Annotated in this window: 18 protein-coding genes; 6 read left to right on the top strand and 12 right to left on the bottom strand. The window is 47.5% G+C overall.

The features are described 5' to 3' along the window. Positions 1-4 precede the first annotated feature (4 nt). The 5 genes from JMJ04_RS37035 to JMJ04_RS37015 all read left to right on the top strand — a co-directional run bounded on the left by JMJ04_RS37035 (position 5) and on the right by JMJ04_RS37015 (position 3,800). Complete coding sequence (locus JMJ04_RS37035; RefSeq protein ID WP_201375379.1) at positions 5-1,276, top strand: acetate and sugar kinases/Hsc70/actin family protein; 1,272 nt, start codon at positions 5-7, stop codon at positions 1,274-1,276. A gap of 5 nt (positions 1,277-1,281) precedes the next feature. Further along, entirely contained in the window at positions 1,282-1,713 is a 432-nt protein-coding gene (locus JMJ04_RS37030; RefSeq protein WP_201375378.1) for a hypothetical protein, read from the top strand. 170 nt (positions 1,714-1,883) lie between these two features. Next, entirely contained in the window at positions 1,884-2,108 is a 225-nt protein-coding gene (locus tag JMJ04_RS49195; protein ID WP_201375377.1) for a helix-turn-helix domain-containing protein, read from the top strand. 34 nt (positions 2,109-2,142) lie between these two features. Beyond that, positions 2,143-3,288, top strand: a complete 1,146-nt coding sequence (locus tag JMJ04_RS37020; protein ID WP_201375376.1) for a site-specific integrase — start codon at positions 2,143-2,145, stop codon at positions 3,286-3,288. 149 nt (positions 3,289-3,437) lie between these two features. Next, entirely contained in the window at positions 3,438-3,800 is a 363-nt protein-coding gene (locus JMJ04_RS37015; protein ID WP_201375375.1) for a cupin domain-containing protein, read from the top strand. Positions 3,801-3,841: 41 nt separating this feature from the next. On the opposite strand, the gene JMJ04_RS37010 is transcribed toward JMJ04_RS37015, so the two are convergent. The 11 genes from JMJ04_RS37010 to JMJ04_RS36960 form a co-directional block, all read right to left on the bottom strand. Next, the gene (locus tag JMJ04_RS37010; protein ID WP_201375374.1) at positions 3,842-4,756 is read right to left on the bottom strand and encodes a hypothetical protein; all 915 of its coding nucleotides are present in this window, start codon (positions 4,754-4,756) and stop codon (positions 3,842-3,844) included. After that, complete coding sequence (locus JMJ04_RS37005; RefSeq protein WP_201375373.1) at positions 4,651-5,304, bottom strand: DEAD/DEAH box helicase family protein; 654 nt, start codon at positions 5,302-5,304, stop codon at positions 4,651-4,653. Before JMJ04_RS37005 ends, JMJ04_RS37010 begins: the two co-directional genes overlap by 106 nt. A gap of 178 nt (positions 5,305-5,482) precedes the next feature. Then, on the bottom strand, positions 5,483-6,790 hold the full coding sequence (locus JMJ04_RS37000; RefSeq protein WP_201375372.1) for a hypothetical protein: 1,308 nt from the start codon (positions 6,788-6,790) through the stop codon (positions 5,483-5,485). After that, positions 6,787-8,712, bottom strand: a complete 1,926-nt coding sequence (locus JMJ04_RS36995) for a hypothetical protein (protein ID WP_201375371.1) — start codon at positions 8,710-8,712, stop codon at positions 6,787-6,789. The genes JMJ04_RS37000 and JMJ04_RS36995 overlap by 4 nt, the downstream gene beginning before the upstream one ends. A 5-nt stretch (positions 8,713-8,717) precedes the next feature. Next, positions 8,718-10,568: a lipopolysaccharide biosynthesis protein gene (locus tag JMJ04_RS36990; RefSeq protein WP_201375370.1), complete on the bottom strand. Its 1,851-nt coding sequence runs from the start codon at positions 10,566-10,568 to the stop codon at positions 8,718-8,720. A gap of 239 nt (positions 10,569-10,807) precedes the next feature. Beyond that, positions 10,808-11,764 carry a glycosyltransferase family 2 protein gene (locus JMJ04_RS36985; protein WP_201375369.1) on the bottom strand — a complete coding sequence of 319 codons (957 nt, stop codon included), beginning with the start codon at positions 11,762-11,764 and terminating at the stop codon, positions 10,808-10,810. A gap of 4 nt (positions 11,765-11,768) precedes the next feature. Next, the gene (locus tag JMJ04_RS36980) at positions 11,769-12,833 is read right to left on the bottom strand and encodes a glycosyltransferase family 2 protein (RefSeq protein WP_201375368.1); all 1,065 of its coding nucleotides are present in this window, start codon (positions 12,831-12,833) and stop codon (positions 11,769-11,771) included. A gap of 35 nt (positions 12,834-12,868) precedes the next feature. Then, a complete protein-coding gene (locus JMJ04_RS36975) occupies positions 12,869-13,144 on the bottom strand; it encodes a hypothetical protein (RefSeq protein ID WP_201375367.1) in 276 nt (91 codons plus the stop codon). 66 nt (positions 13,145-13,210) lie between these two features. Continuing rightward, positions 13,211-14,593 carry a glycosyltransferase family 2 protein gene (locus JMJ04_RS36970; RefSeq protein ID WP_201375366.1) on the bottom strand — a complete coding sequence of 461 codons (1,383 nt, stop codon included), beginning with the start codon at positions 14,591-14,593 and terminating at the stop codon, positions 13,211-13,213. Positions 14,594-14,698: 105 nt separating this feature from the next. Beyond that, positions 14,699-16,063, bottom strand: coding sequence for a glycosyltransferase family 2 protein (locus JMJ04_RS36965; RefSeq protein WP_201375365.1), 1,365 nt, complete (start codon positions 16,061-16,063; stop codon positions 14,699-14,701). A gap of 68 nt (positions 16,064-16,131) precedes the next feature. Then, positions 16,132-16,911 carry a glycosyltransferase family 2 protein gene (locus JMJ04_RS36960; protein ID WP_201375364.1) on the bottom strand — a complete coding sequence of 260 codons (780 nt, stop codon included), beginning with the start codon at positions 16,909-16,911 and terminating at the stop codon, positions 16,132-16,134. A 787-nt stretch (positions 16,912-17,698) separates the two neighbouring features. Here JMJ04_RS36960 and JMJ04_RS36955 point away from each other — a divergent pair. Beyond that, positions 17,699-19,291, top strand: coding sequence for a hypothetical protein (locus tag JMJ04_RS36955; RefSeq protein WP_201375363.1), 1,593 nt, complete (start codon positions 17,699-17,701; stop codon positions 19,289-19,291). A gap of 140 nt (positions 19,292-19,431) precedes the next feature. Here the strand turns inward: JMJ04_RS36955 and JMJ04_RS36950 are convergent, their stop codons facing one another. Beyond that, complete coding sequence (locus JMJ04_RS36950; protein ID WP_201375362.1) at positions 19,432-20,277, bottom strand: thioesterase domain-containing protein; 846 nt, start codon at positions 20,275-20,277, stop codon at positions 19,432-19,434. Positions 20,278-20,445 lie beyond the last annotated feature (168 nt).

Raw genomic sequence — 20,445 nt, 5'->3', positions numbered from 1 at the left:
AGTTATGCAGACAGATATCGTTCATCCTGAATCCTTTTTGGCGTACATTGGGCGTGAGGATGCACTTGTGACATCTGAGGGGAAAGAACTCCCTCGAAGTATTCCATTTACTCATTGGGATGAGTTGGCGGGGAAAAACATGACGACAACAGCTATCCTCGCTTCAGTGGACAATGGCAACGATGCGTTTAAGGGCGCGATGTTGCATGCAACGCAACCAGTGATGAGCACGCGACGTATTGTGACTGCCTATGCCCCAGCCAGAATTTTGCGGGCAGGTGAGGGGATGACAACTTGGCAGGTTAACAACTCAGAGCCTTTCTGGATTGGAGAGGAAGCGTTGTTGTCTGGAAAGGCCGAAAGTCTTCCTATAGGCATGACAGATGAACGGGTGTCAGATGAGCGTTATCGCCATTATCTCTTTACCTGTTTGGTTGAACTCCTACGAGAGGCAGGCTATGAAAAAGCGATGCAGGAATGGCAGGGAGAGTACGATCTCTATGTCAGTTTTGGTGTTCCCAATGAGGAAGTGACAAGAAATGGTCTGAATGAGACGACAAACCGCGCCCTTCAGCACATCTTCCACACGCCTTTTCGTGTTTGTCGCACGGATGAGCAAGGACACTCAACGATCTGGCACCTCCATCTGGTAGAGTTAAACCCTTATCCACAGACCTTCGGCTCGTTTCTGACGTGGTACTACGCGATTAATGGCACAGCTATTGAGACAGATATTGTCAAACATGTCACGCTCGATATAGGAGGCGGCCAATTCCATACCTGTACTGTCAATATTGATTACCAGCCCAATGGAAAGGCAAAGTTGCGCATGGAGGCAGCCCTTCTTGACGAGGGGACAATTGCGATTGCGAGAGCCGTGCGAGAGAGCTTGCGTGCCAGATATTCTGGAGTACGTCTCTCTGATGTCGAAGCACAGCAGGTCCTCCTTAGCCAGCAGGTCACTATTGGTGGAAGACGGACCAGGATTGAGCCCATTATCGATGATATTGTTCGAACTCGTTCAAGTAAGCTCTTAACGCATATGCGTCACCTCTTGCAAGAAGATCAAACCTTTTTGATGTTTACAGGGGGTGGATCGATTCTTCTTCAGAGGAGCCTCTACGAACTGGTAAGCGCAAAGCGTACAGATCAAAGCTTCTTCTTTGTGCCAAAGAGAATGGCTTCTGTCCTCAATGCTATTGGAGGCTATGTACTGGCTCAAGCGACAGCGCAGCGACGCATGCAGAGAGCTACTGCTGTGGAAGCGCAAAGGTGAGGGGCATGAGCAATCCAATCTCTTTGCGCAATATTCCTCCTCATGCCCTTGAACTTGCACAGCAGCTATGTGATCATACAGGCCTCTCCATTGCTGATGTGCTGCGGCAAGCCATTGTGAGTGGACTGCTTGTTGAGGCCACGAAATTTGCTCCATGTGAGGATGGCACTCTGGGAGGAGTTGAGCCAGCTCGCCTCGCCAAGGCCTTGCGGCGACACCTCAGTTCGGCTATTGATGTCTTGCTGGAGTATGATGAGCATCCCTATCAGCAGGATCAGAGAAAGGAGAAATCCGCGCAAATACTTCAGGTCCCTTTGCAGGATAAACCAGCAGAGGCGACTTCAGAAACAAAACCTCGTCAGGAAGCGATTTTTGACGAAACAATTGGGGAGGATTTAGATATGTTAGGGATGGGATTTGGTCTTTCAGGAGGATAAAGTGAACCAATATGTTTAGAGAAACCCATCACAAGTGTTGAGAAGTCGACACATATTGTTCTGGACAGTCTGTGAGGTATTTTGAGATACTTTCCTCAAAGCAAGATGGTGCGATAAACAGTTTCTTGTAAGAACGTCCCGCAACAAAGCAAGATGGAGGAAAGAAACAGATGCCTCGTCCACGTAAACCTCAGCCGAATGACGCTCATCCGATATTGAACCTAGAAAAATTGCTGGATATACATGGCGTGATGGAGTACTTGAGTGTGAGTCGCCAAACGGTGTATATGTTGATAGATCAGGAGGGGTTACCAGTAGTGAGGGTTGGGGCGCAATTACGCTTTATTCCATCAAGTGTCCAGAGGTGGCTTCTGAGTCGACAAGGAACTGCCTAACGCGAGATATTTACTCGCTAGAAGAGGTGCTATAATGGCGAAGATGACGAAACGCCGGGATTATGGAGAAGGTTCCGTCTATAGGCGAAGTGATGGCAGATATGCCGCAACTGTTCGTATAAACGGTAAACGTATTACTCGCTATGCGAAGGACGAAAAGGCTGCGAATGCTCTGCGAAAGCAGCTTTTAAAAGAAGCTGAACAAGGCCTAAATCTACAAGCTCCTAAATATACGGTAAAGGAGTATTTGGAGTATTGGCTTGAGGTACATCGCCCGACTATTCGAGCCACAACCTATGTATCTTATTCCTTTCGTATTCTTCAGTTAGGAGAGGTGTTTGGGCGCACCAAGTTGCGTGATTTAAAAGCTGATAAGATTCAGTTAAGTTACGGTAAGATGTTAGAAGCGGGAGTAGCGGCATCGACGATACGTTTAAATCACCGAATTTTAAAGAAAGCATTGAGAGATGCAGTATCTTGGGGCTATCTTATCGCCAATCCAGCCCTTGGGGTTACACCTCCAAAGGAGGGGAAACGTGAGTATCCAATTCTGACTCTGGACGAGTCCGCAAAGTTGTTAGCTGTCGCGGAAGGGCATTATATACGTCCTTTGTTAGCTCTTACGCTAGCAACGGGTATGCGAAAAGGCGAGATACTTGGTTTAAGATGGAGTGCTATCGACTTTGAGGCACAAACCCTTTATGTGAATGTGAGTGCATCGTATATCAAAGTCAATGGTATCGGTCTTGTTGTGGAGAATGAACCTAAGACCGCAAGTGGAAGACGTACTATAAGCCTTCCTGACTTTGTCATTGAGGAATTGCGTAGACACAAAATACAACAAGCAGAAGTGCGCAAGAAAGCTGGCTTATCTTGGGTAGACAAGGGTCTTGTCTTTACCAATGTTAATGGAAATTATATTAGCGCCTCGACAGTAAAGGATTGTCTTAGTCACTTCTTGGAGAAGGCTGGATTACCGCGTATGCGTTTTCATGATCTCCGCCATTCTCTTGCTTCTATTTTGCTGGCGATTAATGTTCATCCCAAAGTTGTCCAAGAGATTCTTGGCCATAGTAGCGTTGCTATTACGATGAATATCTATAGCCATTTGCTTCCTTCGATGCATACAGCAGCCATTCAAGATCTAGATAGGCAATTTAAACAGGCTCAGGGTGATTAGGAAGTTTGGAGAGTGACACGAAATCCAAAAGCGTGTTTTTGATAATTGACAGTCAATTTAGCTGTCAATAAGGTACTTTAAAAAAATTTGCAAACGGCTTAAAATGGCTTGAGAAGGGTAATGAGCAAAAACAAAAGGAGAATATGAATATGTTACATAAAGTAGAGCACGGGAGCATCTTCCCGCGTGAAGACGGGAAAATCATCGACGAGCATTTTGGTGCTTTACACAGCAAGCATGATGGGTTTAGCCTGGCGCATATGTTGGCGCCCGCAGCCTGGCGCGAGCCAGCCCAGGTAGCGGACTTCGACGAAGTCGTCATTGTCGTGCGCGGTGTGCTTGCAGTAGAGGCCGAGGGAGAGCACCTGGAGGTCGCGCCCGGCGAGACCTGCCTGGTCGAGCGTGGCACGCGTGTTACCTATAGCAATGCCAGCCAGGGCGAGGAGTGCGAATACTGGTCGCTTTGCATGCCAGCCTTCCGCCCCGAGCGTACGAAAATAGATGTGCTCTAGCAGAGAGAAGAGGCACTTTCTACAGTTTAAAGTGCCTCGCTTTACCGGTTGACCACAACGATCTGGAAAGATCGAAGCGGAATATGTTTGCCTTTCACATCAACCACGTGCGGCAACAATGATTTGTTGATAATGAGCACGCTGCTTTTGGATGCGAGCGCGACAATATCTTGTGATGTCGAGCTTGTCTTATAGAGAGGGGTTCCAGCGGGGAAATGCTCCTTGATGGCTTTGGCGCTCCCATACCAGGGGCCTGGTGTTGCTGGGTTAGTGTACCACAGATCGTCATAGCCCCATGCTAGCGCGACACTTACTCCAGAATTAATAAACTGGAGCAAGGTATAGGTTTTGAGGGCGTTATTATAGTCTGGATTGTTCTCTGTTGCGAAAGGGATTGCATACCATTCGGCCCACCAGATAGGGAGGGTCGTCGCCCCAGGATATGTATGGGGATCAAGCGAGCGAATCCACTGTACGACGTCAGCGAATTTCTCTGTAGCGGTAAAGGGGTCGGTAAGGTTGGTCTGATCTTTATTAACATTGCCACCATCAATGGTAAGGAAATCACCTCCAAGCTTCTCAGCGAGCCACGTTGCGACGACATTGAGGCTTCTCCGGTCAAGTGCCCCATACTGATCTTTGACGTTGGAACGATCAGGGGCGTTGGTTGAGGCCCAGCTATCCATCACCACATAGGGACCACCAACCTTTACCTGTGGAGGGTCTATGCCCTGTCCCTGAGCAACTTGCTTCAAGGTTGTGTAGACCTGGTTATACATGTAGGTATAGCCATGGCGCGCGTTATCCCCTGTGGGATCTCCCTGTGACTTCCCGCCATCCCAATTATTGGTTATTGGATTGTAATAGCCTTTAAGCTCATTCCAGACCTGAAAATAGCGTACATTGTAGGGGGCGCCATATAACGTTCCGCGATTCTTTGCACAAGGTGTAACCAATCAGACATATGATTATCTAAGATGCGTGCATCGTAAGTAATATCGGCAAAGTCATCGTCTCTGGTGAGACGCGTCGTTGAGCCATCTGCATTCAGGCGACCTTTCATCCACCAAGGCGCCTCACACAGGGTAAGCACAGGCGTCGTCCCGGTATCAAGTGCGATTTGCAGCTTCTTATCCAGTGTGGTCCAGTTTGTGGGTTCTGGCTGCGCTGGATCTGGCCAGGGATCATCCGCTCCCCAGCCCATGATATGGATGTTCGTGAAAGAGCTGCTTTGCGCTAATAAGTGCTTGATCTGTGAAGCCTGCTCAGAGGATTGTGGATAAATAAGATTTGTGTCGACATCGCTCATGCCTAGAGTAAAGGCGCTAGTTTGCTGAGATGTTGTTGCGATATGCAGAGTCGTATCGGGTGGCATATCCGGTGTAGGAGCTAGAGAGGAGAAAGCCATCTGTTCATCAGAGGTAAAGAGGAGCAGAAAACTGCTTAAAGCTGCAAGCGCAACCCCCAAAACTTGCCTACGGTTATACTGCTTTTCCCTACTCATCTCGTGTTAACCTTCTAGAAAACTAAGTTTTCTGGCAACGCTTTCCTTCCAAGTTGTATTATAATGTTTTTCTGCATAAAAAACACACTGGCGTGTTCCTACCTTCTTTGCTTTAAAAGCTTATTTTAAAACTTGCTAAAAGCATAAGTAAAAAGTAGTTAAACAGAATTCACTGCAATCAAATGTTGTCTTGCTCTGAGACCTCTCGCTTTAAGGCTTCTTTAGTGAGACGCTTCTTCCTCAAAACATTTTTTGTAGTAGGCTCCTGAACGATAGCTTTGTGAGGATTGGTGTGTGGAATTATTGTTCTGGCAGAAAGAGTTTTTTCTTTTTTCTGTGGTTCCTTGGAAGGTTCTGGTTTTGCTGCAATAATGACTGGCTCTTTCTCCTCCTGCTCCTCTTGTCCTTTCTCTGAAGTTGGAGAATTGGCTGATGTTTGTTCAGATATCAGATCAGGCTCAGGCACCTGTACTGATGGGATATTGACAGTTTCTTTCTCTTCAATGACTGGCTCTTCTCCAGCTTGCTCTTCATTAGTAGAAGAGGGCGAAGCCACTGGGATATTGACAGTTTCTTTCTCCTCAATGACTTGCTCTTTGCTAGCAGGAGTGGGTGGAGCATCTGGGATAGGAGCAATGTCTTGTTCTTCAATGATGTCTTTTTCTTGGGTGGCGTTAGTGCTTAGTTGCTGTGTTTCTTGTTCCTCTAAAGGTTGTTTATCAGTGATTGGCCTCGTTTGAGGCGCGGGTGAATAAGAAATACTAATACTGGGAACATGTACAGTTGCCTTCTCTTCAATGGCCTCTATGCTGCTTTGTGACTCGTCAGTTATATCTGGTAAGTCATTTGCATTTATATGTTCAAGTGCATTTATATATGTTGTATCATGATCAGCAATATCTTCTTGAGCAGGTGTGTTGCGTATGGCTGAGGGCATTTGTACGGTATCTGTCTCGGTTACATCTCTGGTTTGATTTGTGCCAGATGTAAGTTTATAGCTGGGCAAATAGGCTGTCTGCAGATCTTCAATACTTACCGCTTTGTCTGTATCACCTGCGAGCGATATTTTTGGTAGGGCCATCGTCTCGCTATCAGTTATATCTTCTGGCATTTTGAAAATGGACAACACGCTCAGGCGTTGCGCCACCACGGGATGTAGGATTACGAGTTGTCCTGCTGCTCCCATAAGACTAATAACTAACAAGGTAATGAGAATGCCGGAAAGCGACCAGTGGCCTGTGTATAAAAATATGCCTCCCACTATGGCATCAATGGCAAAGCTCAAAGAAAAAGCCATGATCCATTCCGTGACAACATCATTGAGGCGAAGGAAACGTACCAGCGCCATGCCAGGGCAAATAAAGAGAAAACTCATGACAGTGACTGCTCTAATTTGAGCGTCGGGGATCACATATGTGACGATACAAGCCGCAAGGGCAGAAAGAATAATTATGGCAGGCCACAGCCAGGGTAAACGCATTTTCATAGTTTCCCTCCAGCGGCACTGGCAAGCTGGAATATTTGCACATCCTGACTACGATATACCAGATTAAAGTCACCTGATGAGGCCACGGCGTTCTCAAATTTATCAAGTGCGCCAGGAGGGAAACCCGACATGGAGTTAAACCAAGCTTTCTGACTGCGTGTGAAGATAAAGTAGATTTGTTGGTTTCGTTGCCCCTTCTGGTTTTGCATATATTGGACAACGTAAGCAACATTTAAGTTGTATACTGCATCACCTAGTTTATCGGTGCTATCGAGAGAGGTGAGTGGATATTTTTCAAAATCTTTAATCTGCCATGGTGTTCCGTCCCAACCAGCAACTAAGAGCGAACCGGGTTGAGCTATACTATAGAGCTTGTAGACACCATTTATCTCATCGTATGTCTTGTAATCCATATTCTCATTGCCATAGCGGGTGTAGAGGAAACTGCTTAGCAAGATGATATTTATGCCCGCGATTGCTATGCCCCGCCAGGGGAACTTTATAGTAGCCAGGAGTGCTGTGAGCCGTGATACAAGTGGTGATAGGAATGCCAGGAATGTTGGAAGCGTTGGTAGCTCATAAAATATTGAAGCCGCAAGAAAGACCATAGGTGGCAATGCAAAGAGATAGCAGCGTAACAGCATTTCTCCACCATAGGGTTGGATCATGAATAATGGAAATGGGGCCAGGGCTAGAATGATGATCGAGGCATCTTTATGGCCCTTAAGAAGACGGAAAATCGCCCCTATACCAGCTAATCCCCAGACAAAAGCCGTCATGATGAGACGTAGGCGTGCAATAAAGGTGTGTTGAGGACTTCCTCCCACACGATTTGAGACATTGGAGGAGACGGAAGAGAAAATATCGACAATTCCTCCGAAAACCTGGCTCATATGTCCAGATAGAAATGACTGGGTCATAAGAATGAGCCAAGCCCCTATCATGATTACCATTGCGATAGGTAGCCACCAGATTTTGGGTGTACAGCGACGAAAGACGATAAGGCCGGTAACGCTTGCCACGATGAAAAAAGGCGTCAATTGATGTCCATAGACAGAGAAGGCAAAAATAGTGAGCATGCTGATGAGTAGCGCAATGCTTTTGGCTCGTGAAATAGCAGGAGTATTTAATGAGTCGGGCGCTGTGAGCCAGGTATAGACTTGGGGCAAGAAACGTATACGACTTAAACGAGAACCGAGGGGACGAATGGGCGTACCAGGTGGCGCTTTAAACCATTTTAAGATGATGGCTAGAATAACGATGTAGGAGAAGAAGAAGAAGCCCTGTGGTGAGAAATAATCCTGGCCGATCCAGTTGGTGATGCAAAAGAACCATAAAGCCAGGTAAATCAAACGTTTATTGCTCGTAAATGTGCTAAAGAGCATGTATAGAGCACCAAGATAGAGCACGTTATAAAAAACAGGCGCCCAGCTAGCGTAACCCAGGATATCGGGGTAGCCAGAGATTCGTGTTACGAAAGCACTTAAAATAAAGAAACCAGGCCAGCTAAAATAAGCATCCAGGCCGGGATCAACCGACCCGGTACGCATAATATACTCTGTGTATCCTGCGTGACGGTACACAATTGCAAAGCGTGGTGCCTCCTCTACAAGGATGCAGAGAGCATACAGCATAAAGATCAAAAGCGCAAAATGCAATAGCACAATGGGCGTACGCAGGCGTGGCTGTTGTAGTGTTAGACAGAAGCTCACCATCATGATCAGCAATGCGATGATCAAGGTGGGTGGCATGATAGAAACCAACCCCAGGTCATTCATCCGTGGTATATTTATCGCTACATTACCTAGTGAGCTATACCAGAGGACAAAAGCGCCTAGTGGTAGCAGCAGGCAGACGATATCTATGAGAAGCGGTATTTTTAGACCGCTCTGAGCTTGTGATATGGTAATTCCTTTATTCATTGTTCTTAATATTCATCATTTCTATTCCGGCTAAAGGCCTGGTTCGCAATGTGCTCTTGCTCGACCTGATTTGGCCCTTCATCATTACTAGAGGGCGTCCTTATAATTTTCAGGGCTCGCATTCCCATAGTTATTGGTTCCAACTTTGGCCGTTTGATGGACCTGGCTAAAGGCGCGGGGGTATCTGGAACGACATATCGTCTGGGTGTAACAGGTGGCCGCTGTTTCTCTATCTTTGGTAGCCGTATAGTGTGCTGCTCTTCGATCTGGATTCTATTCATTTTTATGGTCGGCGCATCAATGAATGTCAGTGTTTTGATGGTGTCAGTAGGCGAATCCAGTCCCATGATAGTGGCTAGCTGTTGCGTTGGCGTATCAATGAAGTTCCCCAGCGAATCGGTAATGGTTTGTGGGCGTATGGCTCGTAGGATCATGGTATCGGCGTCTACAACGCTACTGATGGTATTGGCGACCGTATCAGTCCCGCGAATCGTTTTGAAGACGAGGGGAGCCATAAAGGTGGCCTCAACGCTTAGAGCCGCAACCCACCCCAGGCTCAGGCCGGTCAAGCCTCCTAAACGTGCGCCTAGCGTTATCAATAACCCAAGGTTCAGGCCAGACAACTCCCTCAAATGTGTGACTAGCGCTACCATCCACTCATGGCTCAAGCCAGACCCTCCTCCCAAACCTGCGCCTAATGTTGCTAGAACCAGTTCGAGAATGCTTCCTAGTATAATGGGCAGCATCGAGTTGGTGATCTCGTCTTTGATGCGGCGAATAGCGATATGATGGTTTTTAATGATAAGCGGAAAAGCGGCCAGTGCCAGGATGCGCAGAGGCCATGCAGCGTTTGCTGCGTAACTGTGACCAAAAAAACTGAGAACCAGGTTCGCTGCGAGCACCAGGATGCCACTGGTGACGACACCTGTGAGAGCTGAGATGCCTACCGTCAGGCGTGTCTTCTGTGAAAGCGTAGTTGTCTGGGCCGCGTTCGTTGCATGCAGCACAGTGGTAAGTGAGGCCGCGATAGAAAACACAAAATTGGCGAGCATGGATGAGACATAGAACCAGGCATTCATTGCTGGCGAGAGCAGTACAGTAACGAGTACAGGCAAGACCTGGGTTGGTGCCTGAAGTATCAGGTTTAAGATATGGTGCTGGATTGCTGCTCCTCCTAGCTTGCGCAGCACATACCAACGAGGCAAAAGGCTACCTAGCCTGGTACGATTTTTCCATATAGCCAGGAATATCAGCGGTATGAGCGAGAAGATGTTGCCTAGCGTCCAGGTTGCATAGATAGACATACCAATTTTATCGTTGAGCCAAATAGCAAGGAGATAGAGGGCGATAAGTTTGACAATTGAGAAGATGGTATTGCGCCAGAACTGTAATCCTCCCTGGAGAAGCCCGATCACTGCCTGGTCAATGACTATGGTAATCACGGTGATGCTAATACTAGCACCGAAGAGCACAATATTTTGTATGTCTGCACCTATGGGTCGAAGTGCGGGAGAAATAAAAGGTGCGAGCAGAGCAAAGGTGGTTCCAGCTACAAAGCCAACGCCTCCTACCAGCAGAAGAGCTGTACTGATGAGTGGTCCCTCATTGCCCTTATTACGGGGAATTTCGGTGATGAGCAGAGTTCCCAAACCCATCATACAGAATGAGGAGATCAGCATCATGGTTGAGGTTGCCGCCGAGGCGAGGCCCACGGCTTCTGGCCTAAACAAGCGAGCTGCTACCCACCAGTAGGCAAAGCCTAGCAATGATGTAACAACCATCGTGCCAATCAGTGAACCGGTATTAAATAATATGGCTTTATTTTTTTTGACCCATTGAAAGATAGGCGTTATCACCAACGAAACTCCCGCAACGACTTATTCTTCGGCGAAATTTAACACCACTGTTGTGGTGAGCATTCTCGCGCCCAGATTTCTTCTATAGGCGGCTATTCTGGCTCTGAATCACTTTTGTAAATCCATATATAAGCATAAACCAGGGGTGGGGGATATTGCATACATAGTAAGTACTATAGTACAGGGGTAGGATCTCCTTCTTGCCTGTCGTGTACAGCTGGTATTTGCTTACTTTGCTCCTATTCATTTTTGCGTGAAAAAAGTCTTCCTATTATATATCCTCCTGCCGTCACTCCTAGTCCAGTAATGATGGCTATTGCTTTTAGAAGGCTACCTGGATTATGTTGTGTAAACACAGACTTTATATTACGTGTTACACCCTGGGGTAACGTATGAAATGTATAGGTGTTCTCGGACGAGAGCGCATCTTTTGTTCCCACGTAGCGTGTTATAAATGCTTTTGAAATGCCCTCTGCGTAGCAGCGCGACCAGAAATAGCTCCACTGTGCGCGTTGACCCGGAACACGATGTTGAACCCTGGCCTGGGGCTGGTAAAAGAATTGACGCGCAGGCCAGTGCTGGCTTGCACGAATACATAGCTCAGTCTCTTCGCAGCCAATTGGGCGTGTGCCTATACGTCCAATGCCACTACGGAAACCTCCAACGCTTTCAAATATTTCACGACGCAGGCACATGCTTGCTCCGATTGGGTTACGAATTGGCGCGTTGTTTTGAGGCATACCTAGATAGGTGCAACCCACAACCCAGTAAAATTCCTCTGGTAACCAGGAGGGGTTATGGTCTATCCACAGCGGAACGACAGATCCGCCAACGCCCAGAATATGTGGGTCTTGCAAGACCTGTTGGAAGAGCATCAACCAGTTGGCGTCTGCTAGAGCATCATCATCTAGAAAAGCGATAAATTGACCTTGAGCAATGGCAACTCCGCTGTTGCGTGCTCCAGATAATCCACGTTCTTCTTGATTTTGGATGACAGCAATTCCTGTCAAATCTGTTTGTGCTTTGTTAAACAATTGCGGATTGTGATCGATCACAACTATGATTTCTCGGGCTGGTAAGGTTTGTTGCTGTACAGAAGATACAGCAGCTGCCAGGTCGTCCCAGCGTCTCTCTGTATAGGCGCAAATAATAACACTAATATCTGATGTCTCTGCTTGGATAGTGTCTTGGATCATGATGCTATGCCTTCTTCCAGGTTTTGGCTGTTATCCTACGACTCTGCCAGTAGGCCAGGGGTCCAAAAAGCATACCTTTTAATTCAAGTTGTTTCAACTCTTTCGGATAACTGCTTTGTTGCAAACGATTTCTTGCTGAGCGATTGAAAAAGGCGAAGAAAAAACTGGAAACTAGTTGAGGCAAGAGATCAAAAAGAAGGAGTGGATGATCCCAGACGCATTTGGTCAGGTGAGCCGTAAACCCTACGCTATAATTATAAAGCTGCCTGCGCAAGCCAGAATAATCACGGCGGTGCAGGTGGTAGAGCAAGGCACGAGGTTCATAAACCAGGCGATAGCCATGCATCATTACTTCGAAAAAAACTGATATATCCTGTCCATTTTTGGATGGACCGAGTCCACCTAGAGCGGGATCGAACCCGTCAATGCTCTTGAGGAAGGAGGCGGTAAAGGCCATACTGGCTCCTGTGCCGAAGCGACCGGCCATATAGGGATGTAAGGGCATGCGTGGATGATGCTCCTTCATGTCGAAGAGGCGGCGTTGGAAGCCTTTGGTGAAGCCAGCATACTGTTCAAACCAGAACTGTGCGGGCTGCTCCAGTTCAAGGGGAAGGACCAGGCCGGTGACGCAAGCCACCTTCTCTGCCTGGCGAAAACCGCGTACCAGCTCGACAAGCCAGTAGGGATCAAGCACCACATCGTCATCGGTAAAAGCCAGGATTTCGCCCTGAGCTGCTGCAATGCCACAATTACGCGCCCAGCTAGCGCCAGGACGCTCTTCGCGCAGATAGCGCACCTGAGAATGTGTGCCATAGGTTTGAGTGAGAAACTGTTCTGTCGCATTTGTACTTGGAGAGTTATCAACAATAATAACCTCAAAGCGTGGATAGTGCTGAGCCAATACACCCTCCAGACAGGAGGCAAGGGTCTCGGGGCGATCATGGGTTGGGATAATCACGCTGACCAGAGGCAGATCGGGACTGGCCAGAAAGGCTTCGCGTTCGGCGAGACAGCGAGGAGGCGTAGTGGAGGCAAGCCCCTGAAGTGGTAGTTCACTTAGCTTTGGCAACCCATCTTGCTGGCAATGTTCATTGATCTCACTGCTCAGGGCATTCCAGAGCAGGGGAGCATAGGTAGCAGGAGCGAGCTCCTCTGTGGAGAGGGCAGTTCGGCAAGGCCCAGGGGCTGGGTGTGCAGGCGTACGACGGCCAGTACGCGCTGATAGCGACGTTGGGTCTTGGGATCAACGGCGGAGATGTTCGGGAGGGCTTGCTCTAGCTCGATCTCGACAATACGCATGGGCATGAGATCGGGAGCTTGCTCAAGAGAGGTGTTCTCGTGTTCTCTAGAGACATCTTTCTGACGTGTCAGCAACAACATATATTCTTACCCTTGTGTATCAGTGATAATGCATCCAATTTGTTTAAGATCAAATATAAGTTTTCACTAGAGCGCGTTTTTCCGCAGAACTTTACGTCCCACTCTCCGACTTTGTAGGTAGGCCAAAGGCCCAAAGAGCATGCCTTTTAATTCCGCTTGTTTTAATGCTTTGGGATAGTTATCCTGCCTCTTATGATTCTTTGCAGAGCGATTACTTAAAGCGAAAAAAAGACCATACGCTAGTTTTGGAAGCAGATCAAAGAGCAGGTGCGGGCGCTCCCAGACACACTTGGTCAGGTAAGCAGTAAGGCCCATGCCATAGTTATGAAGTTGTTTGTGCAAGCCAGAATAATCGCGACGATGGAGGTGGTAGAGCAAGGCACGAGGTTCATAAACCAGGCGATAGCCATGCATCATTACTTCGAAAAAGGCTGATATATCTAATCCCGCTTTTACCGGACCTATGCCACCCAGGGCGGGATCAAAGCCACCAATGCTCTTGAGGAAGGAAGCAGTAAAGGCCATGCTGGCCCCTGTGCCAAATTGACCAGCTGTGTAAGGGTGCAACCGCGTTTTTGGATGATGCTCCTTCATGTCGAAGAGGCGGCGTTGAAAGCCTTTGGTGAAGCCAGCATACTGTTCAAACCAGAACTGTGCGGGCTGCTCCAGTTCAAGGGGAAGGACCAGGCCGGTGACGCAAGCCACCTTCTCTGCCTGGCGAAAACCGCGTACCAGCTCGACAAGCCAGTAGGGATCAAGCACCACATCGTCATCGGTAAAAGCCAGGATTTCGCCCTGGGCTGCTGCAATGCCACAATTGGCGGCATTACCAATGCCAGGACGCTCTTCGCGTAGATAGCGCACCTGTGGATGGGTGCCTGAGATCTGTGTCAGGAGTCGTTGTGTTGCATCGGTACTGGGCTTATTGTCGACGACAAGGACTTCAAAGCGTGGATAGCGTTGAGCCAATACACCCTCCAGACAGGAGGCAAGGGTCTCGGGGCGATCATGGGTTGGGATAATCACGCTGACCAGAGGCAGATCGGGACTGGCCAGAAAGGCTTCGCGTTCGGCGAGACAGCGAGGAGGCGTGGTGGAGGCAAGTCCCTGAAGTGGTAGTTCACTTAGCTTTGGCAACCCATCTTGCTGGCAATGTTCATTGATCTCACTGCTCAGGGCATTCCAGAGCAGGGGAGCATAGGTAGCAGGAGCGAGCTCCTCTGTGGAGAGGGGCAGTTCGGCAAGGCCCAGGGGCTGGGTGTGCAGGCGCACGACGGCCAGTACGCGCTGATAGCGGCGTTGGGTCTTGGGATCAACGGCGGAGATGTTCGGGAGGGCTTGCTCCAGCTCGATCTCGACAATACGCATGGGCATGAGATCGGGAGCTTGCTCAAGAGAGGTGTTCTCGTGTTCTCTAGAGACATCTTTCTGACGTGTCAGCAACAACATATATTCTTACCCTTATCCATTAGTAGTGATTATCCACTTCCCAAGACCAGTTATGAATTTAAACGATAACGCGTTGCTTTTTATACAACACTCCTATCATTTTGATTAGCTAAAGTGAGTTTTGGGTAGGGCTTTACGTGCCACTCTTCGGCTTTGCAGATAAGCCAGAGGCCCAAAGAGCATACCTTTGAATTCAAGTTGTTTCAACTCTTTCGGATAACTACTTTGCTGCAAACGATTTTTTATCGAGCGATTGAAGAAGGCAAAAAGGAAACCGTAAATCAGTTGAGGCAGAAGACTAAGAAGGAGGTGCGGGCGCTCCCAGATGCATCTGGTCAAGTGAGACGTAAACCCTACGCTATAATTATAAAGCTGCCTGCGCAAGCCAGAATAATCACGGCGGTGCAGGTGGTAGAGCAAGGCACGAGGTTCATAAACCAGGCGATAGCCATGCATCATTACTTCGAAAAAGGCTGCAATGTCTAACCCTGCTTTTACCTTATCTATCCCACCCAGGGCGGGATCAAAGCCACCAATGCTCTTGAGGAAGGAGGCGGTAAAGGCCATGCTGGCTCCTGTGCCGAAGCGACCGGCCATATAGGGATGTAAGGGCATGCGTGGATGATGCTCCTTCATGTCGAAGAGGCGGCGTTGGAAGCCTTTGGTGAAGCCAGCATACTGTTCAAACCAGAACTGTGCGGGCTGCTCCAGTTCAAGGGGAAGGACCAGGCCGGTGACGCAAGCCACCTTCTCTGCCTGGCGAAAACCGCGTACCAGCTCGACAAGCCAGTAGGGATCAAGCACCACATCGTCATCGGTAAAAGCCAGGATTTCGCCCTGGGCTGCTGCAATGCCACAATTGGCGGCATTACCAATGCCAGGACGCTCTTCGCGTAGATAGCGCACCTGTGGATGGGTGCCTGAGATCTGTGTCAGGAGTCGTTGTGTTGCATCGGTACTGGGCTTATTGTCGACGACAAGGACTTCAAAGCGTGGATAGCGTTGAGCCAATACACCCTCCAGACAGGAGGCAAGGGTCTCGGGGCGATCATGGGTTGGGATAATCACGCTGACCAGAGGCAGATCGGGACTGGCCAGAAAGGCTTCGCGTTCGGCGAGACAGCGAGGAGGCGTGGTGGAGGCAAGTCCCTGAAGTGGTAGTTCACTTAGCTTTGGCAACCCATCTTGCTGGCAATGTTCATTGATCTCACTGCTCAGGGCATTCCAGAGCAGGGGAGCATAGGTAGCAGGAGCGAGCTCCTCTGTGGAGAGGGGCAGTTCGGCAAGGCCCAGGGGCTGGGTGTGCAGGCGCACGACGGCCAGTACGCGCTGATAGCGGCGTTGGGTCTTGGGATCAACGGCGGAGATGTTCGGGAGGGCTTGCTCCAGCTCGATCTCGACAATACGCATGGGCATGAGATCGGGAGCTTGCTCAACAACATTTTCTTCATAATATGCCTGTAATAGCATAGCTTTCACCAATTTGTCATCTATTGAGATACTCAGTATTTTAATTGAGGGAACCCTGCATTGGAGTTTTATTGTACGCTTGGATTCTCCACTGTTTTGATAGAACGTTGCTTTTGCATATATAAATTTCCTTGTGCTGCGGAATGTGCTGTCTGAGTGAGAGTATTGGAGCGCTCTTTTAAAATTGTTTTGAGGACTCGCCATCCATCGCGGAATGTGCGCAGATTGCTTTCTCCATAGATACGTCTATGCTCTACGCTAGGAACTTCAATAATCTTATAGTGAGCTTTGTGTATACGTAGGCAAAGTTGTGACTCTATCTCAAAACCATCGCAGTCGATGTCAATCCGGTCAAGACAGTGACGCCAAAAAGCGTTATAACCATAGCAGAGATCACTGAAGTGTTGCCGGAATAGTAGGTTAGCTAGCTGGCACAGAACATAATTGCCAATGCTACGCAGTAAAGTAATATCCTGGCTGCCTCCCCCTTTGATGAAACGCGAACCTTTTGCAAAATCATAGCCAGCCATAAGCGCTTCGGCAAAGCGTACAATTTCTGCTGGATTAGCAGATCCATCAGCATCTAGCATAACAATAACGTCACCTGTACAAGCAGCAAAGCCTACTCTCATTGCGTCGCCTTTGCCTCTTCCTTCCTGTTGAATGACGCGTATGTCTGGCAATAGCTGTTGTGCAATTTTGCTTGTATCATCCGTTGAGTGGCCGTCGACGAGGATAACTTCAGTGACGATTTCGGGTAACTTGGGTAAAATATGCTGAAGATTTTGTGCCTCATTTCGCGCTGGGATAACAACACTGATGCTAGGATATTTTTCTTGCTTTGACATATATACAATCGACATCTTTCTGTATTTTAAACGATAAAGGGAGAAGCCTTACTGCTATAGAAGCGAAAAGCTATGGTGTTCTTGCCATAAGCGTTAGTCAGGTTATTTGCCCCCTTTACCAGAAATATAATCATAAGTTTGAATGATCAAGTAAAACGGTGTGATAGTGTAATGGATTTTTGCTTACTATAGGCGTAAGCATGGTAAATGTAGGGAAAATATGGCTGGAATATTTCTTTTTTTGAAGAGAACGAGATATAAGTAAGGATTCTCAAAAATAAAACAAAGTTTCAAGATAGAACAAGCAAAAATGCATAGGCATATTCCTCTTTACATGCCTCTACAATATTATATTGAATAAAGGGTTTATTGTATAAATTATCCCTAGTTTAAAGAAAATATGGCTATTCTTTCGCGTTTATGGCCGAGTATATTCACTACAACTTAGTCTGTCAAGCCTAGGTATTTTGTATGTTTGATGGCTAGAGAGGAAGTTGCTCAATAGAGGTGTACTTTTGTACTGGCTAGCGGGTAGCTCTTATATCAAGTTTATAAGATCAAAGTAGTCTTTTGGGACTAAAGAGAAGTAGTGGATTAATGGTTCCTATAACATATGTACTTTATGGGCGTTTTGTTACAAAGCTCTTCTCCCTCCCGTTACTATGAGTGCATTTGGTTGTAAGATCTTTCTTCTTGAGGTAAATTGGGTAGGAGATAGTTAGCCAATGTGTCTCTCCAACATTTTTAGCTAAAGACGCGAACACAAAACTTTCCGAAGGTGAGTTGCATGAGTGAATGGGAGAAACGTTCTGCTTATTTTTGGTTGTGCCTTGCACTCCTTGTGATTAGTCTGTCATCTTGCGCTAATCCCGATAATTACAGCCCTACACATGTGAAGAACAGTGTCACTGAACAGGTAAAGCCGTCTCCAACGAGTACTCCGGATGAGCTTTCTCGTTGTAAGGGCAAAGATGCTAGCACGACAAATGACGGCAAAATACATGTTTTAGTCGATAAATCTTGTTCCGCGACGAGCCAGTTTGCTCTCGGTGTGACCCATGTCAATAATGAGGCGGTCCTTCCCCCGGAGAGTAAAGGTTCTGACTCTAGCAATGATGTAAGGTCTTTGCTCAGAACGTCGGTATCATATCAAAATACACACATTATGGGCTGGGGCCTACCAGATCCCTGGCCTGACCCTGCTAGCCCTGAGCCAACGAACTGGTCTGCCCTGGATAGCCGGGTGCAACTGGCGGTAGATACTGGTAGCACTCCTGTTCTTTCATTAGACGAGGCTCCCTGGTGGATGAAGGGAAGTCCACTGGCTGGTGGCAAAGCCCGGACGCTTACCTCCGCACAGGAATGGTCTTCTGCTGCTTATGAAACGCGTATTCTGGATAATAAAATGGATGCCTGGCTGCATCTTGTTCAACGAACAGCGGAACGCTACATGGCTCCGCCTTATAATGTCCGGTATTTTCAAGTCTGGAATGAGTTAAAGGGGTACTACAATCCAGGTATCAATAATTACGATTTCACAACGAGTCCGGGTAATCCCAATGGAGTACATGCTAATCATGGTTATACCTACATGTATAATCAGGTCTACAGCACAATTATGAAGGTAGCGCAGACACAAGGCATAGCAACCGATAGTGTAAAAATTGGTGGCCCTTATGTATTTATGGATGTGTGGTCTGCGAAGCAACCAAGCAATCCTTCAAATCTCATTAAGCCGTATGGTACGTTCGATCAACGTCCTTTCGATGTCATAGAGTACTGGTTACAACACAAAGTAGGTGCTGGCTTTATTACCGTAGATAGCTCAATTGAAAATCGGGAAGAGAGATCTACCGGTAATCTTGCCGCAAATCCTTTTGTCGCGTCTGAAAAATTTGCAGATGTCGTGAAATGGATACATTCTCTAGATCCCGCCGTCTATCCAGGCTCTACCACGCTCCCTGTCTGGTTCGCAGAGTGGTTCTCTTATCCTCGTAATGATGTGCTAAATGCGGCTTATGACAATGCGTTGAAGTCCTATACGATGATCGAGTTTTTAAAGGCTGGAGGTGCGGTGGCCCTTGCCTGGGGAGAATCGGGCGATGGCTGGTCGGATAAGGGACTCTGGACCACTAGCTATGCAGGTAATGCACAACCTGAGCCCTGGTACTATAGCGCCAGCAGCCTCAAGAGCGATTTTGCACCTGGCACAAAGATTTATAGCACGACAGTATCAGCGCCTGACCAAGTTGAAGCTTTAGCCTCTGATAAAAAATTGATGTTGGTCAATAAAATGGGGAGTTCTGTTACGGTGGATGTTAACGGTCAGAGCGTGCTTCTTACTCCTTACCAGGTAAAGGTAGTCAGTTATGCGGGTTGACACAAGTTCTCTTGTCGCATGATGTTTTCTGGAAGATACAGCACAGGAAGACTTTGCTAAATATAATAGCTGTAGATCAGGATAGGATCCCACTTGCTATCCTGGTCTACAGCTATTAGCCTTCCCTATGCCTGACATGCTTATACTCTATTCAGGCTCACCTTTAACTGTTCGGCTAACAAATGCAGGTGCTCGTCTATAAGTCCCATATAAGGTCCAGGAATAACGGCGGAGTTTTCCTTCTGCTCAATTGAGCCCCAGATTGATTTTGCCCCAAGATCATCACCAGCCCAGATAAATGTAACATTTTCTGGCAAAAAGTGCGGTTTATAATCAGCAGCAAGCCAGGGAAAAAGACCAGGAAAATCTTTATAGAGAGCTTCCATGGGTGGAAACATTATATCTAACCTTGGTTCCAGTGTGAGCAGTGTAGAAAAGCCCTCGATTCTTCCATCTTCAGGTGGAAGAATTTTTCTATATATATGCCTCAATGCATGCCGGAGGCGCAGAAACAAGCTTAATTGTTGTTTTCGGCTGATATGAAATAGGGTTCCCAGGGCATTAAAAATGTTACGTTTCCTTCTAAGTGAGTCAGTAATATTAGATGGTGCTACAAGTAGTAAAAAATTTATCTCTTGCCCTTGCTCTTTGAGTTGGCGAGCCATTTCATAAGAGAGAAATGCCCCGCTACAGAAACCGCCCAACTGATAGGGACCCTCTGGTTGTATTGCACGCATAGCTTGAATGTGTGCCGCTGCCATGTCTTCCAAGGTCGCTGGTACATCTAAACCATCAACATTGTATGGATCGAGTCCGTAGAAGGGTTGATCTCGCCCTAGCGTACGAGCAAGCGTAAAGCAATAGAGCGGCGTTCCTCCTGTCCAGGCGCCATGCAAAAAGAAAAAGGGGCGTTTGGATTTTCCCACTTGAATCGTGCGTGTAGGTACTGCGGTCTTTTTTTCAACTGGCTGAATAGTTTCTAACATAGCGTTTATCCCTTCTCTCGGGAGCAAAATGTGATGCTAAAAGCATCTTTATCTCTTGCATTTAAGAACCATAGGTAGAGCGTTCATTATTCACGATCAATTCGGGTTACTTGTGTGTTGAATCGATCATGGTTGCATTTAATGTATAACCATGAAGTAGGCATATAA

It is taken from the genome of Ktedonobacter robiniae (assembly GCF_016587375.1).
GTDB lineage: Bacteria > Chloroflexota > Ktedonobacteria > Ktedonobacterales > Ktedonobacteraceae > Ktedonobacter > Ktedonobacter robiniae.
The sequence above is the reverse complement of the archived record's forward strand: the minus strand, read 5'-3'. Positions and strand labels throughout refer to the sequence as shown.